We start from the raw sequence: 17,782 nt of genomic DNA on the forward strand, positions 1-17,782 counted from the left end.
CCTGCCCTTACACCGTCGGCGGCTTCTCGCGGATCAGCCGCCCATAGCTGCCCATCCACGTATCTTCCTTGCGCGTCATCTTCGTCACGTTGATGTCGCTCACATACGGGAACAGCTTGATCATCAGCGGCGGCAGATCCGCCCACTTGTCACCGAAGACAATCGCTTGAAGTTGGTCGGCCATGCGCCCCGCCCACGACCAGCGGTTGCGCAGTTCGTCGGCTTTCATCCAGTAGTCGCGCTTTTCCCACGCCTGCGCTGATTCTTCGATGCCCACATCGATATCGCGCAGGGCAAACACGAGGCACGCCACCATATCTTTGGCGTCATCGTCAAATTCGGGTTTCTGACCCAAGCGGCGCAGCACCTCGGCGATGGTCCGCAGCAGTTGATTGCGCTGCTTACCGTTGCTGTCCGGGTTGATCACACGTCCCATACCAATCCTCCAGTTAAAAGTCGAAAGTTAAAAGTCGAAAGTGAGGGGTTTTTACTTTCACCTTGTCACTTTTAACTTTTAACTGCTTCTAGTTCGTCGTCGGACGAATACCTTTATACACCCGTCCGCCGCTCAGCGTTTTCAACACCAGCGACGCCGGACGTCCGATATACTCGGAAATCTGCTGCGAGTTGACGGGCTTGTTGCCGTTCGCCAGAAACACGCGGAAAATGCTGTCCACGACCGCTGTATGTGGATTGATGAAGTCCGGGTCGAGCGACGCCGAACGGATCGCGAGCTGCAGTTCGTCCAGCTTGCTGACCTCGCCCGTCTCCGGGTCAATGTAGTCGACCTCGCGGGTTTCGGTGGTCTGGCTCAGACGTTCGCGCTGATCCGGGGACAGATGGCTCAATAAATATGTGCGCAGGTCTTCACCGCTCCGCTCGAACCACGAATAATCGATGTGATAACGAGTTTCCAGAGTCGGCTTCACTATCGCGCTGGGTTTAGCAGATTGCATAAAATCGCTCCCTACGCGCCGAAGCGCCAATAATGATTCCCAACATACTGAAATTCCGGGTCGTCGTTGAGCGTCGCGAAGACCGCGCCGGGCGACGCACGCCGCAGCACGTTGACCGCACTGTACAATGTCTTGGCGTGCAGCGTCCCCTGCGGCGAATTGCGCGTAAGTTCGGCGGCGACCGCTCGCAGCGCTTGGTTCAACGGGCGCTTGCCGTTGTAGGCACTGTCGGCGGCATTGACTTCATCGCTCCACAGGATGAGCAGTTCGTCGTATTCCGCGCCAATCGAGCGGCGTTCTTCTTCAAAGCTCACCAGACTGGCCTTCGGCGTGATCACGCGCACCCACTCGGTACGCGGACGATGTGCGCGGAAGTCCACGACGATCCGGTCGCCGTCACGGCGCACGACGATGAAGGCGCCAATCGGCAGCTTGTGCTTGCGATAGAACTTGTCCAACCCGAAGACGTAGCGATCCGGGCGCACCACCCACCCCGAATACGTTTCGCCATCCTGGCCATCGACCAGCGTCACCGCGATGCGCTGCGTGCGCCGCGCCGTCGGGAAAATCGCCTGCATTTTGCGGTTGAGCGGCAGCGTCCCCGCCCGCCAGTGTGCGTAGTTCAGCGTCAGCGTGACTTCATCACCCGCCTCCGCCGACTCGCCATCGGGCGACCATTCGTCGTCAATCTCAATTTCCAGCGCCCGCTGTTCGTTGGAGAGCAGCGTCACGTCATAGTCGATTTCGTTGTACTTGAGGACGTTGGGGGTATTGAGGACTTCGGGCGGTTCAAAGGTGCGGAGGTACCACATCACCGTGTTGATCGGCCCGACTTCGTCGAAGCGCGGGTCACGGTTGAGCGCGTCGTTGACGCTGAAAATTTGCAGTTCCAGCGGTGCGGAGTCGCTCACCCCACCGATCTCGGTGACGATGCGCTCGGTCGACATCGGCCCGCCCTCGATAGTGTAGAGCACCGCTTCGGCAAGGTTGAGATGCCCCTCGTTCACCTCAAGGATCAGGTCACGCGAGAACCACTTGCCCGCCACGCTGACCAGATCGCCGCCTTCACGCAGCCGTTCTTCCAGCGTGGGGACAATCACATGCCGGTTGTGCGCGAAGATTTCATCGGCGCTGCCCGCCAACTGCGGCGCGGCGTCTTCATTGAGCATGTCGCTCAGTTTATGATAGCTTTGCAGTTCAGCGGCAAATTCGCGCACGCTGCGACCATCAAAGTCCACTGCGATCACCTTGAAGGCGCCGTATTCCGGGTTGTCGCCCGCGCGCACATCGGTCACCGTGCCGACGGTGTAGTCCTCCTGCGGGAAAAACACCTTCTGGCCGACTTCATAGGTCTGCGCGGGATTGTACATCCGCGAATCTTTGAAGCGTTCGCGTTCGGCGGCGGCCAGTAGTTCTAACCGCTGCGCGATCAAGGCGTGCGCCAGCTCATCAATTGAAAGGGGGGTTTCCCGCTCTAACAATAAACCGGTCAAATGTTCAAGATCATCATTAGTAACGGTGAAGTCATCCGCCCATTGGCGCATAGGGTTGCTCCGGGAAACTCAAGGGGAGTAAAGCACGAATCCGGTTTGAGAAAAGTTAAAAACCACATTGATTATAGCGGAGACGAAAGTGCGTTTGCAAGCGTTGGGTTGACCACCCTCCCCCTGTCGATTATACTTATCCCCTGTCCATCAAGCTTTTTTCAGTAGGAATGACGAAGAATGTCAACCAAGCGTACTTACCAGCCCAAAATCCGCCGCCGTGCGCGTGTGCATGGATTCCGCCAGCGTATGGCCACCAGCACCGGGCGTGACGTGTTGAAGCGTCGCCGCGCCAAGGGTCGTCACCAGTTGACGGTCAAGCCGGTGCACGTCAAGAAGATCGACTGGAACGCTCGCTAGATCGATTGGGATGCAGCGGCGTTATCGTCTCCGTCGCAGCGCAGATTTTGAGCATCTGCGCCGAGTGGGTCACGCTCAGCAACATCGCCTGATGCTGTTAAGCGTGACCACTAACGATCTGCAAGACAACCGCTATGGCTTCATCGTCTCAAAAGGGTTAGGCAAGGCGGTGACTCGCAATCGCATTCGACGTTTGCTGCGCGAAGCGACACGCCTTTTGCACCCCCAGCTCGACCCCGGTCATGATGTCGTTATCATCGCCCGTCGTCCCATTGTCGGGCAACCTTTCTCTGTGGTTCAGCGTACAGTATATGAACTGTTCCGTCGGGCGAGTTTGATTAAAGAGGGATAACATCGTGAAAGCCGTCGCGCTGGCGCTGATTCGGTTTTACAAGCGATTTATTTCGCCCATGCTCCCGCCGAGCTGTATTTACGAACCAACTTGTTCGGTGTATACCTATCAGGCCATCGAGAAATACGGTGTATTCAAGGGCGGTTGGCTGGGCATCAAACGCATTGCGCGCTGCCACCCCTTTCACCCCGGCGGCTATGATCCCGTTCCATAACTGAGGAGTCCCCGTTTGAAGATCGTTCGGCTGTTTAGACGTTTCGGGATCGCTGCCGCGCTGCTGCTCGTTCTCTTGGCATCGGCATGCGTTCCGCTCCCCACGGACACCAATTGGGGACACATGACCCTTGCCGGTGATCCGCAGCAGATTCTGTTCGCATTCCATGATCGGATTGTGCTGATCAACCCGCAGGACGGGTCGGTCGCTCAGCTCCGCGATGCAGATGGCAACCTGCGTTACGATGACCAGAATAGCCCGCGTTTGTGGTCGGTTCAGGTCACCGGAAACGCGCAGACTCGCTTTTACAGCAACCCGCTGTTCACTGAAGACACCATGTATGCTGTCTCTTACGATACGGGTCTGTTCGAGGTTGATTTTTCGAATGCACGTGTCGAAAACACCACCGGGATTAGCGTCGGCGGCCATGTGGTAACCGATCCAATCAGCGATGGCCAGCGCCTGTTCCTCGGCTTGAGCGATGGCGACCTGATCGCGCTCGACATGACCGATCTCGCCAGCCGCGTGTGGACGCTGGATACCGAACGCGGTGTCTGGTCGGAACCGCTCCTCGCCGATGGTGTTCTGTACGTCGGCAGTATGGATCACAAGCTCTATGCCGTGAACGCCGAGACGGGCGAAGAACTCTGGCGCGTGGATCTCGGCGGCGCAATCGCCGACACGCCTGTGCTGTATGACGGCAATCTGTACATCGGTTCGTTCGCACGTAAAATTTTCCGCATCTCGCTGGATGGACAAATCACAGCCGAGTACTCGACCACCGAATGGGTGTGGGGTACGCCGGCCATTGTCGACGATACGTTGTACGTAGGCGATGCGGGTGGTTGGGTGTACGCCCTCGGCTTGAGCGCTGATGGTTTCACCCCCGTGTGGAGTCGCCAGGTCGCTGGACGTGTTATCCGCGCAACCCCGGTCGTCACGGAAGCAAGCGTAATCGTCGCCTCGCGCGATCATAAAGTTTACTGGTTGGAACGCGCCACGGGCGCCGAAGTCCGCCAACAGAACACCGACGCCGAAATTCTGTCGGATATGCTGGTCATCACGCCGGAAGACAATGCCGAACTCCGGGAATCGTTACTTATCGTAAGCACGATGGCAAACGACAAGCTCTTGTTCGCCTTTAGCTTGGACTCGGGCGACTTGCGTTGGCGTTATGCGCGTTAGTTGAGGGCGTGATATGGATATCATCGTCAACGTATTCGTTACCCTGCTGACCTTCCTGTATTCAGTTCTGAATCAGGATATGGTGCTGGCGATCATCGTCTTCACCGTGCTGACCCGTCTGCTGCTCTACCCGCTGACCGCGCAGTCGCTGCGCTCGTCTAAGGCCATGCAGCAGCTTCAGCCCGAACTCAAGGCGCTGCAAGAGAAGTACAAGAACGACCGCGAAAAACTCGCGCAGGAACAGATGGCGCTCTATCGCCAGTACGGCATCAACCCGCTGGGTGGCTGCCTGCCGATGATCATTCAGCTGCCGATCTTCTTCGCGCTCTACGGCGCGATCAACTTTGCGCTGGCCTCGACCCCCACCCACCTGCTCGACCTCTCCGGTCGTTTGCTGGTACCGGGTTTGGACAATGTCATTCCGCTCAACTCCTCGTGGTTGGGGATGAACCTGACGCAGTCGGCGAGCGTGATTGGTCTGAACCCGTTCACCATCGGCTTGATCGCGCTGATCGTCGTGACGACGTGGGTACAGATGAAGCTGTCGATGCCGCCACAGCCCAAGCCCGCGCCCGGCGAACAGCCCAGCACGGCTCAAGCGACATCTCAGTCCATGACGACGGTTATGCCGTTGATGTACGTGTTCTTCGGCATGTCGTTCTCCATCGGCGTGTCGATCTACATCATCGCGACCAACGTCGCCATGATTGCGCAGGGTCTGCTGACCGGACAGAGTAAACTCAGCTATTTGCGTGGGATTCCAGATGACAAACCGCCGCAGGTGGTGCAGGCGCGTACGGAAAGCCGCAAGACTTCCGGCGCGAAGGCGCTGGCGGACAAAACGAAGAGTGACGGCAAAACCAAGGCCAGCTCCGAAAAAAGCGGCAGCAAAGCCAAGTAAAAACCGGTCATTCAACATATCATTAGATCATGGGCGCAGAGATTCAGCTGCGCCCATTTCAAAGACGGATTTTACTTTCCTATTGTGAATTTAAGGACTCTCAAAATGAGTTCACCACAGTCAATCGAAACGACCGCCGACAGCATTGAAGAAGCAATCGCCAAAGGGTTAGCTGAACTCAAAGTCGGACCTAGTCAAGTTATCGTCGAAGTCTTGGACGAACCGAGCGCCGGGATGTTTGGGCTGCCGGGTCGTCCGGCCCGCGTCCGTTTGCAGGTGTTGAGCTTCCCGAAGCCCGTGTTCGATGCACCGCCGCCGCCCCCGCCACCTCCCGTTGAGCCGCCGCGCGTCGAAGCGCCGCGCCCGGCGGCTGAACCCCGCGCCGAACGTCCAGAACGCGAGAGCCGGCCAGAACGAACCGAACGTCCCGAACGAACCGACCGCCCTGACCGCAGCAACCGGGGCGAACGCTCCGACCGCGGGAATCGCGGTGATCGTCCGGGGGGCCGCGAACGGCCGCAAGGCGAACGCCGTGCCGACCGGAATGAAGAGCGCCGGGATCGCCCGCCGCGTCCGCCTAAGCGCGAGTTCCAGAACGAATTCCCTGACTACATGGACGTGGACGATGAAGAAGTCCCCGTTCTGACGCAAACGCCCGAAATCCCAGAGGAAGAATGGGACGACGAAGCCTCCATCGGGCGCGTGGTGCTCAACGAACTGCTCTCGCACATGGACGTGCGCGCGCATATCGCCGTGCGCCGTGCGGAAGCGGGCGAACAGGGCGAAAGCACCCCGTGGGTGCTGGATATCGCCGGGAGCAACCTGCAGCGGCTGATCGGTCGGCGCGGCGAAACGCTGGCCTCGCTCCAGTACATCACCCGCCTGATCACCAGCCGCGACCTTCAGCGCCGCTCGGAAGTCATTGTCGACGTGGAGGGTTACAAAGCCCGCCGCGCCGCGTCGCTGCACGCGCTGGCCCTGCGCATGGCGGATGAAGCAGTCCGCACCAGCCGCACAATTCCGCTTGAACCGATGCCGCCACACGAACGCCGCATCATCCATCTGGCGCTGCGGGGACGGCAGGATGTCGTGACCAAAAGCGTTGGGGAAGGTGTCGGGCGCAAAGTGACCATCGTTCCGAGTTCGCAGGCATGATTGATTACCTGCTGATCGGACATATGACGGCAGACCTCACCCCCGGTGGTCGTAAGGCCGGGGGCACTGTTTCGTATGCCGCGCGCACTGCCGCCGCATTTGGCCTGCGGGTCGGCTTGCTGACGAGCGCCGCCGTGGACGAGCCACTGCTCGACACGCTGCGCCCCTACGCCGAAATTCGGTCGCTCCCGGCGGCGGAAACCACCACGTATGAACACATCTACCGTCCGACGGGGCGTACTCAGTACGTCCGCCCGGTCGCCGCGCCGATTCGCCCGGAAGACATTCCGGCGGACTGGCTGGACGCGCCGCTGGTCCACCTCGCGCCAATTGCGGGCGAAGTTGATCCGCAGGTTGCGCACAGCTTCCACGACAAAACCGTGCTGCTCACGCTGCAAGGTTGGCTGCGCCGTTGGGAAGCGGATGGGCGCGTGCATTTCCGCCGCTGGTTTGACGCGGACATTCTCAAATCTGTCAACATTGCCGTGTTCAGCGAGGAAGATATCGTCGAAGCGCCGGACATGGAAGCCGCGTTCGCCGCGAGTGTCGACCATCTGCTGTTAACGCGTGCGGAAAAAGGCGGCACGTACTACCACAAGGGCACGCCGACCAACTACAGCACGCCGCGCGTCGAGCTCGTCAATGCGACGGGCGCGGGCGATGTATTTGCCGCCGCGGTGCTGGCGAGCCTCCCGGCGCTGGGTCATGATCTGAACAAGGCGATCCAAGTCGCCGCGCAGCTCGGCGCCATTTGTGTGACGCGCTACGACATCGACGGCACGCCAACGCCGGACGAAGTTCGACAAGCAATCGCCGCAGTTTAAGTTACAATCACATTCACGCTGATCAGGACGCCATCGCTGGCGTCCATTTTTGTTCTAAAACTGACGCGCTGCGGCGGTTATTTTCGCTTTGATGATTTTGATTTGTGAGCAAGCTGATGATCAATACGATTCTGTACAATGCCCGCATCGTCACCCTCGATGAACGGCATCCGCACGGCACCGTGACCGCGCTGGCCATCCGCGATGGCAAAATCGCCGCGCTCGGCAGCGACAGCGAAATCTTGCCGCTGGCGACTGTCGGCACGAAAAAGCATGATCTGCACGGGTTAGTCGTCATTCCCGGCCTGATCGACGCGCATGTCCACTGGAAGTGGACGGCCGAGTCGCTGCATCAGGTGCAGTTGTATGGCACACGCAACATCCGCGAAGCGGTCGACCGGGTCGCGGCGATGGCGGCTAAACTGCCTCCGGGCGAGTGGGTGCAGGGCTACGGCTGGTCGCAGGACACTTGGGAAGAACACCGCTTTCCCACCACCGCCGACCTCGACGCGCTGGTGCCGGATCGCCCTGTGTTTCTGCGGTCGCGCAGCGGCCACGCGGCGTGGGTCAACTCGCTGGCGCTGCGCCTGTGCGGCATCGACGCCAGCACGCCTGATGTGATTGAAGCAGAGATCCAGCGTGACGCGACGGGCGAACCGACGGGCATCCTCATCGAGTGGAACGCGATGAATCTGGTCGCCGACCGCATCCCGACCCCTACGACGGCCCAGACCGCCGATCAGATGCGCAAAGCGCAGGGGATGGCGTACGCCATGGGCGTCACGGGCATCCACGACTTTGACAATCAGGACTGCCTCGCGGCGCTGCAAGTCATGCGCGAACGCGGCGAACTCGGTCTGCGTGTGCTCAAGCAGATCAACAAGGGTTTCCTCGACTCGCTGCTGCACATGGGCTTACGCACGGGCTTTGGCGACAACTGGCTGCGCCTCGGCAACCTCAAACTGTTCGCGGATGGTGCGATTGGCGCGCATTCCGCCTATATGTTTGAGCCCTACATCGGCGAACCTGATAACTACGGGATCGTCGTGGTGGGCAAAGAGGAAATGCTCGAACTCGCCAGCCGCGCCAGCACCCACGGCTTTGCGACGACCATCCACGCCATCGGCGACCGCGCCGTGCATGATGTGCTCGACGTATTCGAACACGTGCGTGGGGAGGAATTGGCGCGCGGCATCCCGCGCAGCACGCGCCGCCATCGCATCGAACATGTGCAGGTCATCCACCCGAGTGATGTGGATCGCCTCGCCGAGCTGACGATCATCGCCTCGACGCAGCCCATTCACGCCACCTCGGACTACCCCATTGCCGACGCCGTATGGGGCGCAGATCGCTGCGCCTACGCCTACAACCCGCGTTTGCAGTTGGATCGGGGAGTCACAGTGTGCTTTGGCTCGGATTCGCCGTGCGATGAGTTCGGCGCGCTCAAGGGTATCCACGCCGCCGTCACTCGCCGCCGTCCCGACGGAACGCCCGGCCCCGAGGGTTGGTATCCGCAGGCCAAGGTCAGCGTGGATGAGGCGCTCAAGGCCTACACGGTCGGCGCAGCTTATGCAGCTGGGCTGGAAGGCATACAGGGCAAGCTCGCGCCCGGTTATCTGGCGGATTTGGCTGTCATTGACCGCGATCTCTACGCCCTTCCCGGCGACGAAATCCTCGACGTGAACGTCTGCGGCACAATGGTCGATGGTGGGTGGCGCTACGGCGAATGGATGGGATAGAATTGCATTTGGAAATAGTTGAATGCTGGGGAGTAGCTGAATAGATGTCACGCGCTGGAATGTTTATCGGAGAAACCGAACACCCCGTTCAGAATGCCATGCTCCAAGTTGGCGCGGCCGCACCGGATTTTCGGCTGACCGCCAACGACTGGTCGACCAAGTCGCTGGCCGACTACGCGGGCAAGGTCAAGATCATCAGCATTGTGCCGTCGTTGGACACCCGCGTGTGCGCCGCGCAAACCCGCCGTTTTAATCAGGAAGCGGCCAACCTGGGCGAGAACATCGTCATCCTCACCGTGAGCGCCGACCTGCCCTACGCGCAGCGCCGCTGGTGTGGCGCGGAAGGCATCGACAACGTGGTCACGCTGTCCGATCACAAAGACATGAACTTCTCGGATGGCTTCGGCGTGCACGTGAGCAGCCTACGCATTTGTCAGCGCGCGCTGTTCGTCGTCGACCAGAACGACGTTGTGCAGTATGCCGAGTACGTGCCGATCATCGGGCAGGAAGTTTCGTTCGACGCCGCGCTCGCCAAAGCGCGGGAACTGGTTGGCTAGAGAGGTTTCGTAGGGACAAGGCATGCCTTGTCCTTTTTTCATCAAGAATCAAGCGGACGAGGTATGCCTCGTCCCTACCATTGAAGGATTTGTCATGAGTGATCCCCGTATTGATAAACTTGCCAGCGTCTTGGTCAATTATTCGACCAACGTGCAGCCCGGCGAATGGGTCGGCGTGCTCGGAGATGTCTCCGCGCTGCCGCTGGTGCGCGCCGTCTACATGGAAGTGCTCAAGGCGGGCGGCAACCCGTCGCTGATGCTCACCGATGAATACCTGACGCGCAACTTCATCCGCAACGCGACCGACGCGCAGATGGAATGGATGGACCCGGCGCAAAACCTGTATTACGAGAACGCGGATGTCTACATTCGCTGCGGCGCGCTGCCCAACACCCGCGCTATGACCACCGTCGACGCGAAGCGCATCCAGAAGAACACGGGAGCGAAACGTCCGTGGCTGGAAACGCGCATGCGCCGCGCCGCCGAAGGCCAGATGAAATGGGTCGGCACGCTGTTCCCGACTGAAGGCTCGGCACAGGAAGCGGGCATGAGCCTCGAAGAATACGAGGCGTTCGTCTTCCGCGCGACCTTCGCCGATCAGCCCGACCCGGTCGCCGAATGGAAAAAGCTCGGCGAGATGCAGCAGAAGAAGATCGACTGGCTAAAGGGCAAAAAGCACGTCAAGCTGCAGGGGCCGAACATCGACCTTGAATTGTCGATTGACGGGCGCGTATTCATCAATGCCTGCGGTGAACGCAACATGCCGGACGGCGAAATCTTCACCGGCCCGGTCGAAGAATCGGTCAACGGCTGGTATCGCGCGACCTTCCCGTCGATTGTGCAGGGGCGCGCCGTTGAAGGCATTGAGCTCAAGTTTGAGAACGGCAAGGTCGTCGAAGCCAGCAGCAAGACCAACAGCGACCTCATGTTCGCGCAGTTGGACGCCGATTCGCGCTCGCGCTACCTCGGCGAATTCGCCATCGGCACGAACTTTGGCATCCAGCAGTTCACGGGGAGCATCCTGTACGATGAAAAGATCGGCGGGACGGTACATGTCGCCGTCGGCGCAGGTTATCCCGACACGGGCAGCCTTAATCGCAGCGCCGTGCACTGGGACATGATCTGCGACATGCGCACCGACAGCGAAATCCACGTCGACGGGGAACTGTTCTACAAGAACGGGCAGTTCGTCGTCTAATCAGTACAACTTAGAAAAACAAAGGACGAGGCGTGCCTCGTCCCTACGGGGGGGGGGGGGGGGGGGGGGGGGGGGGGGGGGGGGCCCCGGGCGGGGGGGGGGGGGGGGGTGGGGGGGGGGGGGGGTTTTCCAACCGCTCGAGCAAACTTTAGCCGATGAGCATCCCGGCGGGATCTTTGTCGGCCAGCGCCTGCTTGAGTTCAATGACCTGATCGCGCAGCAGCGCCGCCTTCTCGAACTCCAGCGCCTTGGCCGCCGACTTCATCTCCGACTCCAACTCCTTAATCATCTTGTGCAGTTCGTCCTTGGGCAGCGCCGCCAGACTGACGTTGCCGCCCGGCACAGCATGTTCTTCCTCGGCGATCTGCGCGCGCACCCGATCGGTGAGGTCGCGCACCTGCTTGACGATCTGCGTCGGCGTGATGCCGTGCGCTTCGTTATGCGCGTGCTGAACGGCGCGGCGGCGGTTCGTCTCGTCGATGGCGCGTTTCATCGAGTCGGTCATCTTGTCGGCGTACATCACGACTTTACCTTCCAGATGGCGCGCCGCGCGCCCGATATTCTGGATCAGTGCCTGCTCGGAGCGCAGGAAACCTTCCTTGTCGGCGTCGAGAATGACGACCAGCGATACTTCCGGCAGGTCAATCCCTTCGCGCAGCAGGTTGATCCCAACCACGACATCGTACACGCCGAGGCGCAGGTCGCGCAGGATTTCGATGCGTTCCAGCGTTTCGACTTCGGCGTGCAGGTGGTGCGCGCGAATGCCGATTTCATTAATGTAACCTGCCAGTTCTTCCGCCATGCGCTGCGTGAATGTCGTGACGAGCGCGCGCTGCCCCTTCTTCACTCGCGCGGCGACCTCCTGCAGCATGTCGTCGATCTGACCCTTCGTCGGGCGCACAAACACTTCCGGATCGAGGATACCCGTCGGGCGGATGATCTGCTGTACCGTCTTCTCGCTCTTGTTGCGCTCGTACGGCCCCGGCGTCGCCGACGTGTAGAGGGTCTGCCCCATGCGCTCCTCAAACTCGTCGAACTTAAGCGGACGGTTGTCAACGGCGCTCGGCAGTCGGAAACCATAGTCAACCAGCGTCGACTTGCGCGTGCGGTCGCCGTTATACATGCCATGGAGCTGCGGGATGGTCATGTGGCTTTCGTCGATGACGAGCAGATAGTCTTTCGGGAAGTAGTCGACCAGCGTCCACGGCGGCGTACCCGGCGCTCGTTGATCGAGATGGCGCGAATAGTTCTCGATGCCGGACGTGAAGCCCATCTCGCGCAGCATCTCGAGGTCGTAGCGCACGCGCTGTTCGATGCGCTGCGCCTCCACCAACTTGCCCTCGCGCTTGAAGTTCGCGATCGTCTCATCGAGTTCCTTTTCGATGTCCGTCAACGCCTGCTTGAGCTTCTCATCATCCGCCATGAACTGCGCCGCCGGGAACACGACGACGACTTCATGCTGCGCCAGCAGTTCGCCCGTGAGCGGATCAAACTGGGTGATACGTTCGATCTCGTCGCCGAACAGCGCGACCCGGTAGGCTGACTGCTCGTAGGGCGGGTAGACTTCGAGCACGTCACCGCGCACGCGGAACGTCCCTGGCCCTAAGTCCATATCATTGCGGTCATATTGCAAGGAGACGAGCTTGCGCAGGAGGGTTTCGCGCCGCACTTCGCTGCCCTTGCGGAACTCGACAATCGACTTGCCCCACGTTTGCGGATCGCCGGTGCCGTAGATGCACGATACCGACGCCACGATGATCACATCTGGGCGGGAGAGCAGCGCCGCTTTCGCCGCGATGCGCAGGCGCTCGATCTCTTTGTTGATGTCGGTCTGCTTCTCGATGTACAGATCGTAGCGCGGCACATATGATTCCGGCTGGTAGTAGTCGTAGTAGCTCACATAGTATTCGACCGCGTTGCGCGGGAAGAACTCCTTGAATTCGGCGTAGAGCTGCGCCGCCAGCGTCTTGTTATGCGCGAGGATCAACGTAGGGCGCTGCACCTGCTGGATCACCTGCGCGACGGTGAAGGTCTTGCCCGTCCCGGTCGCGCCGAGCAGCACTTGATGCCGCAGATCAGACGCTAGACCATCGACCAACTGCGTAATTGCCTGCGGTTGATCGCCTGTCGGTTGAAACTCGGATACTAGTTCAAATCGGGCCATGGGCGGCTTATCCTATCAGAACACCAGTTCGTCTATTATACCCGATCCGGGGCGGGAATGCGGCAGTCGGTTACACTGCTATATGCTGAAACATGCCCACGGTGTGAGGCGAGAACCACGCCTAAATACATTCGTTAAGCAATTCATGAATTCGCCTGAACTCACCGTTGACACCCGGTAGGGCGTCTGATACTATAATCAACATATTGCGGGGTAGAGCAGAGGCAGCTCGTCGGGCTCAAGGTGTCGGATTGACGACCAAGACTCAACAAAACTAACGCCTAGTTTGTTGAGGGTCAAGAGGACACGGGGCTGCGTACAGGGAAACTTGTACGTGAAAACCTGTCAAAGTCGGGGAAGCCGGTAGCGCGGTAATCCCGAGCCAAGCCGCAGCAATGCGGAAGGTGTAGAGACTAGATGGCAGGCACCTAAACGGCGTAAGCCGCAGGGTGAAGGGATAGTCCAGGAAACAAGCCGCAAGGCGGAATGAAAATTCCAGTTTCCCGCATAACCCGGAGGTCGTGCGTTCGAATCGCACCCCCGCTACTAGCAATACTGGAAGCACCTACTAAGTTAGGTGATGTAGCTCAGTTGGTTAGAGCGACGCACTCATAATGCGTAGGTCCTCAGTTCAAGTCTGAGCATCACCACCTAAGAACCCCTTTAACGGGGTTTTTTGATTCTACGTTATGCTATAATCGAACCGCAAATTGCTTCTGCACCAGAAAGTCGCTGGTTCGATTATGAAACGTGAAATACGACTCAAAGCGCGCGATCTGCGTCAGCAAGGGCATTCGATCGGTGACATTGCTCTAATGCTCAGCCTCTCCAAAAGTACTGTCAGCGTTTGGGTACGTGATATTGAACTCACCTCGCTCCAAGTCGAACGCCTCAAAGAGAAAAATCGTTCCTACGGTGCGCAAAACAAGGGCGCAGGCACTAACCGAAGCAATGGACGTTCGCAGAGGATAGCCTTTCAGGAACAAGGGCGGCTCAAAGCCCGCGAAGGCCGACCGCTACATCTCGCTGGCTGTATGCTGTACTGGGCCGAAGGTTCCAAAGACCGCAATACTTTCTACTTTGTCAATTCCGACGCCAACATGCTCCGACTATGCATGCGGTTTCTACGCGAAGAAATGGCAGTGGGTGAAGATGATTTCACTATTCGGATTCACTGTCATTCGAACGATCCGATTGAAATGAAGCGAGTTGAGCAGTATTGGTTAGACACATTGGGCTTACCAGTCACTGCCCTATGCAAAACTCAGTTCAAGCAAGGTAGTGACAAGAGCAAGCGTATTCTGGCAAACGGCATATGCGCGCTTCGCATTCGGCGAAGTACGCATCTCGTTCAGCACATCTATGGCGCAATTCAAGAGTATGGCGGCTTTGAGAATCCAGATTGGTTGTTCTAGCCCCCTAGCCCAGCTCCGCCGCCACCAGATCATCCCACGACTCGCGGCGGCGAATGACCGACCAAGTGTTACCGTCCGCACTGACGAGCACTTCCGGCGGACGCAGGCGCGCATTGTAGTTGCTTGCCATGACCATGCCGTAAGCACCTGCCGTCAGCAGAGCGAGGGAGTCACCCGCTTCTAAGCGCGGCATCGCGACATCACGCCCCAGCACGTCAGTCGTCTCGCACACTGGGCCGACCACCTGGACAACTTCGGGCGCGCCCCCCTTCTCCACCAGCGGCACAATCTCATGATGCGCCTCATAGAGTGCCGGACGGATCAGGTCAGTCATGCCGGCGTCGAGGATGGCGAACTTCGCCCCACCTTGATCTTTGACATACTGCACACGCGCTAGCAATAGACCAGCATCCGCGATAATGGAGCGTCCCGGTTCAAGGATGATATCGTAGCCTTCAAGCAGCGGGAGAATCGCCGCAGCGAACGCCTCGATGGTCGGCACAGATTCCTCCGCGGAATACGGCACAGGCAGCCCACCGCCGATGTTGATGGTCGTGATCTCCGGGAACGGGTCGATGAGTTCCAGCACCGCGCGAATCGCAGCTTGGGTCGCACTGGCGTCATGGAGCTGACTGCCAATGTGAATGTGGATGCCGTTGAAACGCAGATTCGGATAGTCGTCCTGATGCGTGAGGATATAGCGGACAGTATCCGCGTTCAAGCCGAACTTGGCTTTGCCGTGCCCCGTCGCGATATGGCGGTGCGTATTGGCGGTGATATCCGGATTGAGACGCAGCGCGACGCGCACCGACGAGATCGCCGTGCCGACCATGCTGTTGAGCAGGCGCAGTTCCTCGACATTCTCCACATTGAACCAACCAACACCCTGTGAGAGCGCGTAGAAGAGCTCCTGCCCGGTCTTCCCCACCCCGGCGAACACCACATCGGCGGGATTGACGCCCGCGAGCAGCGCGCGATGAATCTCACCCGCGCTCACCGCATCGATGCCCGCCCCTGCGTTGATTAGGGTGCGCAAAATGCTCAGGTTGGCGTTAGCTTTGGCGCTGTAATGAATGTGGGCCGTCGGAAAGGCTGCCTGAATGCGCCGCAGATTGTTCAACATGCGTATCGTGCTGTAGACGTAGACGGGTGTCCCCACTTGCGCGGCAATATCGGCGAGGGCCACGCCATCACACACCAGCCGCCCCCCTGCATAGCGAATAGATGAGTTGAGCATAAAAGCGATCTCTTGTTAAGAGCCGCATGGGTAATGTGCGGCTTAATCTACCTGATAGAAGTGGGGTATAGTATACTCTATTCGGAAACTCAATGTGAATCGCAACACAGGACATGACGTGACCCCTGAAACAAGCACCAAACTGGCGGCAGAATACGATACCCTCCGCCGCCGCGAGCACGAACTCATCACCGATTTACTGGACATTGTGCCGAAAATCGATGGATTGGGTGAGGAGCGGGTGTCGCAAATGCGGGATGCGCTCTTTCACGCCGATCACCCCTATCTGATTGTGCTGATGGGACCCTATAACGCGGGTAAATCGAGCATCATCAATGCTCTCCTGGGGACAACCGATTTGCTCCCTGTTGGGCCGACGCCGACAACCGACCGCATCACGATCTTGCGCTACGGCGAACAAGCGTCGCGCACCCGTTCCGGCGATGTCGACACCGTGTTCTACCCGTCGCCGCTGCTGCAAAAGGTCAGCTTTGTCGATACGCCCGGCCTTGAATCGATCTTCCGCGAACACGAAGAGATCACCCGACGCTTTTTGCATCGCTCCGATACCGTACTGCTCGTCATGATGGCGACACAGGCCATGACCCAGCACAACCTCGACTATATCCGGACGCTCAAAGAATATGGCAAGCAGGTCATCCTGATTTTGAATCAGGTCGATTTGCTCACCCCCGAAGAACGTGAAACCGTCCGCCAGTACGTGACCGATCAGGCGCGGACGGAACTGGGCAAGAACCCGGAAGTCTGGCTGATGTCCTCCCGCGAAGCCATCGATGCGCGGCACGCCGACGGCACGGTCGATGAGGAAAAGTGGGCGGCGAGCGGCATCAAGCAGATTGAGAACTATGTCGACACGCAGTTGAGCGATGTGCCGCGCTTGCGGCAAAAGCTGCAAACGCCGCTCAATATCGCGCAGAATGTGCATGGTGCGGCTTTGAACGCCGTGCGCGGCGGTCAGTCGGCGCTCGACCAGTACCAGAGCATTGCGCAAAATGTCGAACAGCAGTTGACCGTCTTCCGCCGCGAAAGCGACAAAGTCGTGACGCAGACGACGGACGAGGTCAAAGCTAAGTTTGAGGACGCGAGCAAACGCGGCGCGGAAGCGATTCACGAGCAGTTCCAGTTTTCACGGGCGCTCGGCTCAATGTTCCGCGGGCTGGCCGAACTGGTTGGCCTCTCGTCGATTGCGCGCAGCACCAGCGGCGGCTCATATACCCGCGCGGCCTTCGAACGGCACAAGGTTTTCGAGCCGATTGCCGAACTGCCTATCATTGCCGACAAGCTGCCACCGCGGCTCGAAGGCAAGGATTTGCAGGACACCGACGATCTGGTCAAGTATGCGAAAAAAGAGATCGACGCACTGCCCGCCTTAATCAAGTCCAAAGTCATCGGCACGGTGCAAACGCCAACGCGTTACGACCGCACGGCGATGCAAGGCATGCGGAACGAACTGCAAACGCTGGAAGACGAAGCGCGCATCGTTGAAACGGAAAAGATCGAGCGGGCGCTGCGCAATTCACTGCTCTATCTGGCCGCCTATGAGATCATCATGCTGGTGTTCGCCATCTTCATCTGGCAGGCGAACCCGTTTGGCACCACCGGGAACGGCGGCTCGACCGAACTGATCGTGATCATCGTCATCCTCGGCCTGATGCTGCTCGGGCTGGCCTTCCTGCCGCTGCGCGGTCGCCAGTTGGCGAATGAGTACGTCAAACGGATGCAAGTACTCGCGGGCAAATACAGCGACATTCTGACCCGCGCGGCCAACAAGCAGATTGACTATGGGATGAACCTACGGCGTGACGCGATTGCTCCGCTCACCCGGTTGATCGACGCGCAGACCGAAATTCACACGGGACAGCTTCAGCGCTTGCAGACCGCCGGCGAGCAGTTGGTCAAGATCGAAGGCGATTTGACGGCGCTGGGCAAACCGGGCTTACTGGGCATTCTGAGGTAATCA

The 17,782-nt window shown here is 59.2% G+C and carries 17 protein-coding genes and 1 tRNA gene; 13 read left to right on the plus strand and 5 right to left on the minus strand.

The features are described 5' to 3' along the window. Positions 1-7: 7 nt before the first annotated feature. From IPK17_RS04020 to IPK17_RS04030, 3 genes are all read right to left on the minus strand, one after another. Entirely contained in the window at positions 8-436 is a 429-nt protein-coding gene (locus tag IPK17_RS04020) for a hypothetical protein (protein ID WP_343416378.1), read from the minus strand. 88 nt (positions 437-524) lie between these two features. After that, positions 525-956 carry a hypothetical protein gene (locus IPK17_RS04025; RefSeq protein WP_343416379.1) on the minus strand — a complete coding sequence of 144 codons (432 nt, stop codon included), beginning with the start codon at positions 954-956 and terminating at the stop codon, positions 525-527. Between the two features lie 11 nt (positions 957-967). Continuing rightward, complete coding sequence (locus IPK17_RS04030) at positions 968-2,500, minus strand: hypothetical protein (RefSeq protein WP_343416380.1); 1,533 nt, start codon at positions 2,498-2,500, stop codon at positions 968-970. Positions 2,501-2,680: 180 nt separating this feature from the next. Here IPK17_RS04030 and rpmH point away from each other — a divergent pair, with 180 nt between their 5' ends. From rpmH to IPK17_RS04080, 10 genes are all read left to right on the plus strand, one after another. Next, on the plus strand, positions 2,681-2,860 hold the full coding sequence (gene rpmH, locus IPK17_RS04035) for a 50S ribosomal protein L34 (protein ID WP_343416381.1): 180 nt from the start codon (positions 2,681-2,683) through the stop codon (positions 2,858-2,860). A 10-nt stretch (positions 2,861-2,870) separates the two neighbouring features. Next, the gene (gene rnpA / locus IPK17_RS04040; RefSeq protein ID WP_343416382.1) at positions 2,871-3,212 is read left to right on the plus strand and encodes a ribonuclease P protein component; all 342 of its coding nucleotides are present in this window, start codon (positions 2,871-2,873) and stop codon (positions 3,210-3,212) included. A 4-nt stretch (positions 3,213-3,216) separates the two neighbouring features. Then, entirely contained in the window at positions 3,217-3,426 is a 210-nt protein-coding gene (yidD, locus tag IPK17_RS04045) for a membrane protein insertion efficiency factor YidD (protein ID WP_343416383.1), read from the plus strand. A 15-nt stretch (positions 3,427-3,441) separates the two neighbouring features. Continuing rightward, a complete protein-coding gene (locus IPK17_RS04050) occupies positions 3,442-4,611 on the plus strand; it encodes an outer membrane protein assembly factor BamB family protein (RefSeq protein ID WP_343416384.1) in 1,170 nt (389 codons plus the stop codon). 13 nt (positions 4,612-4,624) lie between these two features. Next, positions 4,625-5,512, plus strand: a complete 888-nt coding sequence (locus tag IPK17_RS04055; protein WP_343416385.1) for a YidC/Oxa1 family membrane protein insertase — start codon at positions 4,625-4,627, stop codon at positions 5,510-5,512. A 105-nt stretch (positions 5,513-5,617) separates the two neighbouring features. Further along, on the plus strand, positions 5,618-6,667 hold the full coding sequence (jag, locus tag IPK17_RS04060; RefSeq protein WP_343416386.1) for an RNA-binding cell elongation regulator Jag/EloR: 1,050 nt from the start codon (positions 5,618-5,620) through the stop codon (positions 6,665-6,667). Continuing rightward, entirely contained in the window at positions 6,664-7,491 is an 828-nt protein-coding gene (locus tag IPK17_RS04065; protein WP_343416387.1) for a PfkB family carbohydrate kinase, read from the plus strand. The genes jag and IPK17_RS04065 overlap by 4 nt, the downstream gene beginning before the upstream one ends. Positions 7,492-7,595: 104 nt before the next feature. After that, positions 7,596-9,230, plus strand: a complete 1,635-nt coding sequence (locus IPK17_RS04070) for an amidohydrolase (protein WP_343416388.1) — start codon at positions 7,596-7,598, stop codon at positions 9,228-9,230. A 44-nt stretch (positions 9,231-9,274) separates the two neighbouring features. Beyond that, on the plus strand, positions 9,275-9,787 hold the full coding sequence (gene tpx, locus IPK17_RS04075; protein WP_343416389.1) for a thiol peroxidase: 513 nt from the start codon (positions 9,275-9,277) through the stop codon (positions 9,785-9,787). A gap of 94 nt (positions 9,788-9,881) precedes the next feature. Beyond that, entirely contained in the window at positions 9,882-10,985 is a 1,104-nt protein-coding gene (locus IPK17_RS04080) for an aminopeptidase (protein ID WP_343416390.1), read from the plus strand. A 148-nt stretch (positions 10,986-11,133) separates the two neighbouring features. On the opposite strand, the gene uvrB is transcribed toward IPK17_RS04080, so the two are convergent. Then, positions 11,134-13,149, minus strand: a complete 2,016-nt coding sequence (gene uvrB / locus IPK17_RS04085) for an excinuclease ABC subunit UvrB (RefSeq protein ID WP_343416391.1) — start codon at positions 13,147-13,149, stop codon at positions 11,134-11,136. 576 nt (positions 13,150-13,725) lie between these two features. Between uvrB and IPK17_RS04090 the strand changes: the two genes are divergently transcribed. Next, positions 13,726-13,799, plus strand: a tRNA-Met gene (locus IPK17_RS04090). A 93-nt stretch (positions 13,800-13,892) separates the two neighbouring features. Continuing rightward, positions 13,893-14,564, plus strand: a complete 672-nt coding sequence (locus tag IPK17_RS04095) for a hypothetical protein (RefSeq protein WP_343416392.1) — start codon at positions 13,893-13,895, stop codon at positions 14,562-14,564. A 4-nt stretch (positions 14,565-14,568) separates the two neighbouring features. On the opposite strand, the gene lysA is transcribed toward IPK17_RS04095, so the two are convergent. Beyond that, positions 14,569-15,801 (minus strand): diaminopimelate decarboxylase, encoded by a 1,233-nt coding sequence (gene lysA / locus IPK17_RS04100; RefSeq protein WP_343416393.1) that lies wholly within the window; start codon positions 15,799-15,801, stop codon positions 14,569-14,571. A 118-nt stretch (positions 15,802-15,919) separates the two neighbouring features. On the opposite strand from lysA, the gene IPK17_RS04105 reads away from it, so the two are divergent. Next, complete coding sequence (locus IPK17_RS04105; protein ID WP_343416394.1) at positions 15,920-17,779, plus strand: dynamin family protein; 1,860 nt, start codon at positions 15,920-15,922, stop codon at positions 17,777-17,779. The last annotated feature ends 3 nt before the right edge of the window (positions 17,780-17,782 follow it).

It is taken from the genome of Candidatus Flexifilum breve (genome assembly GCF_016713355.1).

What these genes read in the sequence shown, in the direction of transcription:
- IPK17_RS04080 (WP_343416390.1), top strand. Translation starts at nt 9,882, where the DNA reads ATGAGTGATCCCCGTATTGATAAACTTGCCAGCGTCTTGGTCAATTAT.
- IPK17_RS04030 (WP_343416380.1), bottom strand. Translation starts at nt 2,500, where the DNA reads ATGCGCCAATGGGCGGATGACTTCACCGTTACTAATGATGATCTTGAA.
- IPK17_RS04020 (WP_343416378.1), bottom strand. Translation starts at nt 436, where the DNA reads ATGGGACGTGTGATCAACCCGGACAGCAACGGTAAGCAGCGCAATCAA.
- rnpA (WP_343416382.1), top strand. Translation starts at nt 2,871, where the DNA reads ATGCAGCGGCGTTATCGTCTCCGTCGCAGCGCAGATTTTGAGCATCTG.
- lysA (WP_343416393.1), bottom strand. Translation starts at nt 15,801, where the DNA reads ATGCTCAACTCATCTATTCGCTATGCAGGGGGGCGGCTGGTGTGTGAT.
- rpmH (WP_343416381.1), top strand. Translation starts at nt 2,681, where the DNA reads ATGTCAACCAAGCGTACTTACCAGCCCAAAATCCGCCGCCGTGCGCGT.
- IPK17_RS04055 (WP_343416385.1), top strand. Translation starts at nt 4,625, where the DNA reads ATGGATATCATCGTCAACGTATTCGTTACCCTGCTGACCTTCCTGTAT.
- tpx (WP_343416389.1), top strand. Translation starts at nt 9,275, where the DNA reads ATGTCACGCGCTGGAATGTTTATCGGAGAAACCGAACACCCCGTTCAG.
- IPK17_RS04025 (WP_343416379.1), bottom strand. Translation starts at nt 956, where the DNA reads ATGCAATCTGCTAAACCCAGCGCGATAGTGAAGCCGACTCTGGAAACT.
- IPK17_RS04095 (WP_343416392.1), top strand. Translation starts at nt 13,893, where the DNA reads ATGAAACGTGAAATACGACTCAAAGCGCGCGATCTGCGTCAGCAAGGG.
- uvrB (WP_343416391.1), bottom strand. Translation starts at nt 13,149, where the DNA reads ATGGCCCGATTTGAACTAGTATCCGAGTTTCAACCGACAGGCGATCAA.
- jag (WP_343416386.1), top strand. Translation starts at nt 5,618, where the DNA reads ATGAGTTCACCACAGTCAATCGAAACGACCGCCGACAGCATTGAAGAA.
- IPK17_RS04065 (WP_343416387.1), top strand. Translation starts at nt 6,664, where the DNA reads ATGATTGATTACCTGCTGATCGGACATATGACGGCAGACCTCACCCCC.